This window comes from Thermomonas beijingensis (assembly GCF_020034655.1).
Taxonomy (GTDB): domain Bacteria; phylum Pseudomonadota; class Gammaproteobacteria; order Xanthomonadales; family Xanthomonadaceae; genus Thermomonas; species Thermomonas beijingensis.
Genome location: NZ_JAIQDJ010000020.1, coordinates 1 through 2,962, shown reverse-complemented (window position 1 = coordinate 2,962; position 2,962 = coordinate 1). Strand labels below are relative to the sequence as shown.

The 2,962-nt window shown below is 56.9% G+C and carries 7 protein-coding genes; 6 read left to right on the top strand and 1 reads right to left on the bottom strand.

Annotated elements, in window-relative coordinates:
- The 5 genes from K7B09_RS12785 to K7B09_RS12765 all read left to right on the top strand — a co-directional run.
- The coding region (locus K7B09_RS12785; RefSeq protein WP_223629850.1) for a hypothetical protein at positions 1-509 on the top strand (509 nt) is incomplete at its 5' end.
- A gap of 60 nt (positions 510-569) precedes the next feature.
- Complete coding sequence (locus K7B09_RS12780) at positions 570-1,091, top strand: HNH endonuclease (RefSeq protein WP_223629849.1); 522 nt, start codon at positions 570-572, stop codon at positions 1,089-1,091.
- A 65-nt stretch (positions 1,092-1,156) separates the two neighbouring features.
- Positions 1,157-1,567, top strand: a complete 411-nt coding sequence (locus K7B09_RS12775; RefSeq protein ID WP_223629848.1) for a hypothetical protein — start codon at positions 1,157-1,159, stop codon at positions 1,565-1,567.
- Between the two features lie 119 nt (positions 1,568-1,686).
- The gene (locus K7B09_RS12770; RefSeq protein ID WP_223629847.1) at positions 1,687-1,986 is read left to right on the top strand and encodes a type II toxin-antitoxin system RelE/ParE family toxin; all 300 of its coding nucleotides are present in this window, start codon (positions 1,687-1,689) and stop codon (positions 1,984-1,986) included.
- A complete protein-coding gene (locus K7B09_RS12765) occupies positions 1,983-2,279 on the top strand; it encodes an addiction module antidote protein (RefSeq protein WP_223629846.1) in 297 nt (98 codons plus the stop codon). The genes K7B09_RS12770 and K7B09_RS12765 overlap by 4 nt, the downstream gene beginning before the upstream one ends.
- 41 nt (positions 2,280-2,320) lie before the next feature.
- On the opposite strand, the gene K7B09_RS12760 is transcribed toward K7B09_RS12765, so the two are convergent.
- A complete protein-coding gene (locus tag K7B09_RS12760) occupies positions 2,321-2,641 on the bottom strand; it encodes a hypothetical protein (RefSeq protein ID WP_223629845.1) in 321 nt (106 codons plus the stop codon).
- An 88-nt stretch (positions 2,642-2,729) separates the two neighbouring features.
- Between K7B09_RS12760 and K7B09_RS12755 the strand changes: the two genes are divergently transcribed.
- A partial coding sequence (locus K7B09_RS12755; protein WP_223629844.1) for a DUF3885 domain-containing protein occupies positions 2,730-2,962 on the top strand: 233 nt, incomplete at its 3' end.

Sequence of the window (2,962 nt, the reverse complement as noted above, 5' to 3'; positions counted from 1 at the left end):
TACAACCTAACAGTTCGTTCAAGCCGACGCCGCTTCATGGCATCGTGTTATCTTTCGGCGTCCGGCTGCTGTCGCTTCGGTTGCACCTCGTTGCGGCGCGGCTTAACTCAGGTGTTAGGGGCGAAATGATTACTCTCGCAATCGTACTTACAGCTTCGCTGCTATCCACGCAGCAGACGCCTGTTCCAGAACCTGCACAACCCCAGAGCACTTCCTTGAGCCCCAAAGATCCCTTCGCCACCTCCGTTGAAGGAATCGTTCAAGCCCTCAAGGCAGACAATGGCGTTGCACGCGCCTATTTGCTCAGAAAGCCTACAGATGACGGCTCCTTGGTATTTGTGCTTGTCCCAATCTTTGACAAGAAATATCCACAAGAAGCAATAAAAGACGCCTATAACGTGTTTGAACAGAATATGCCGCAAGAAGCGAAGCTTGAATTGTTTTTGGTTCCAAAACGGGATTACAAAAAGTATTTCGCGCAGTTCGAGCCAATCTATGTTCGCCCCTAACAATTCATTCAAGCCGACGCCGCTTCGCGGCGCGGCTTAATTCAGGTGTTAGGCAATCATATGGCCACAAAACCGCTTGACCGACTGATCTTTGCTCAAGGAGGCCTTTGCTTCTTCTGCAACATGCCACTCCCCAAGTCGGAAGCGAGTGTTGAGCATTTGGTTCCATCTTCCCGAGCCGGTAGCAACAGCGATGACAACTGCGTCGCCTGTTGTAAAACCATCAATGCGCTCTTGGGCAGTATGTCGCTTAAAGAGAAGATTCGCGTCGTCTTAAATCAAAATGGCAAGTTCATCTGCCCTAATGGCGTTGGCAATTCACAACCCGCCCCAGCAGCACCAGCCAATGCTGCTGCACCAGCACCACCCAAGGTAGACAACTACGCAGTCGTTCTCGCTGATCTCAAAAAGCGAGGCGCGTCACGCCCAAGAAAGGTTGAGACGCTCAAGAGCACCATCCGTGCAACTGTCAAGAATGCCAAGGGCTCTATCACTGAGGCGCAGCTAGAGACACTCATCAAGCACCTGCAAGTGAACGCCAAGCTCACCATAGACGGCACAAAGGTCAGCTACTCGCTATGATTGCCTAACAATTCGTTCAAGCCGACGCCGCTTCGCGGCGCGGCTTAACTCAGGTGTTAGCCATCATGTGCAAGTTTGCACCGCTCGTCGGTATCGCAGTCGCGCTTCTGGCCGGTACCGCGCTGGCTGCGCCGCGGGCCGGAACCTTGCACGCCGACTTTGACGGAGACGGGCGGCCAGACGCGGCCCAGTTGGTGCAGCATCGCGACCACGTCTCGGTTCGGGTGCAGCGCGGCGGCAGCCGCAAACCTCAAGTACTTACTTTCCCCATTAACGCCGGCGTTTCGGGCGGCCTCTGCGCGGTTCCCGCTGTATTGAAACTGGAGCGGCACGACTGCAACACCGAAGAAGGGCGGTTACCGGGCTGCAGGCCGTCCACTACGGCCAGCGACCTGCGCCTTGCAGGCGGCGAGTGCGACGCAATCCACATGTACTGGAATCACCGGCAGCATAGGCTCGCGTGGTGGAGCCGCTGATGGCTAACAATTCGTCCAAGCCGACGCCGCTTCGCGGCGCGGCTTAACTCAGGTGTTAGGTCTGGCACCCAGTTCAATTGCTGCTTGACAACGCCGTATCCGGTCGGATACATTGCCGCATGAGCACTTTTCTCCGCACACTGGAGTTCGACGCATGGATCAAAGCCCTGCGTGACCCAATCGCAAAAGCTCGCGTCATTGCCCGCATTCGTTCGGCGGAAGCAGGTAACTTCGGTGACTGCGCGCCGGTTGGAGACGGCATCTCAGAGATGCGGGTACATGTTGGCCCCGGCTATCGCTTGTACTACTGCCGGAGAGGCGAGATTACCTACTTGCTTTTGTGTGCGGGGGACAAGTCGTCCCAGCCAAAAGATATCCGTTCCGCTAAAGCTCTCCTCAAGAGCTTGGAGGCTCTATGAAGAATATTGCTGCATTTGACGCTGCCGACTACCTCGACAATGACATTGTCATTGCGGAGTACTTGAACGCCGCCCTGGAAGATGAGAACCCTAATGTCTTCCTTCAAGCTATCGCTGACGTCGCAAAGGCTCGCGGCATGAGCAAGCTCGCCCAAGACACGGGGCTTGGTCGTGAAAGCCTCTACAAAGCATTGGCTCCTGGTGCAAAACCCCGATATGACACCATCATCAGACTTGTGCGGGCTCTTGGCGTCGAGCTACACACAACGCCAGTTCATGCAAGTCAGACCTAACAATTCATTCAAGCCGACGCCGCTTCGCGGCGCGGCTTAACTCAGGTGTTGGGCCGCATGTCAGCAATCTCGCGCACGTACACCATCGCAGCGAGGTTCAGCACGTCTCGCATGTCGCCCTTTTCAACGTGGTCGCGCAGCAGGCTCCGCAAATGCTCAATGGTGCAGTCGGTGTTGTCCCACCACCCTCCGCGGCCACGGCTGCGCGCGAGCGCCAGCTTCTCGCGCATGGCGTTGGCTGCGTGCTGCACCAGCCGGTCATCCGCCAGTTCGTCGTAAACATGCGGCGTGGCTGCGCCGTCCGCCGCTGCAACTTTGCGCAGGGTTTCAATGTCGGTGCGGATAAACTCGTTCGTGTTCATCGCTCATTCTCCTGGGCACTGCGGCCCAACAATTCATTCAAGCCGACGCCGCTTCGCGGCGCGGCTTAACTCAGGTGTTAGAGCGCGCATGGACCTTCGCGGCGAAATTGAGAGAGTGTTCGGCCACAGCCTCTTTGAGCGACCCCTCTTTTACTGCTACCCCGATGGCCTCCGTTTCGAGCTTGCTGAGGGTGACACGGCCCTCCAGCAATTCCTAAGCGCACATCGCAAGGCGCTGCTCATCGCTCAAGATGCTTTTCGCGGGTCAGACCACTTTGCCGTTTGCCTCAGGGACCGCATGCATGAGGGCGGCGGGCTCGA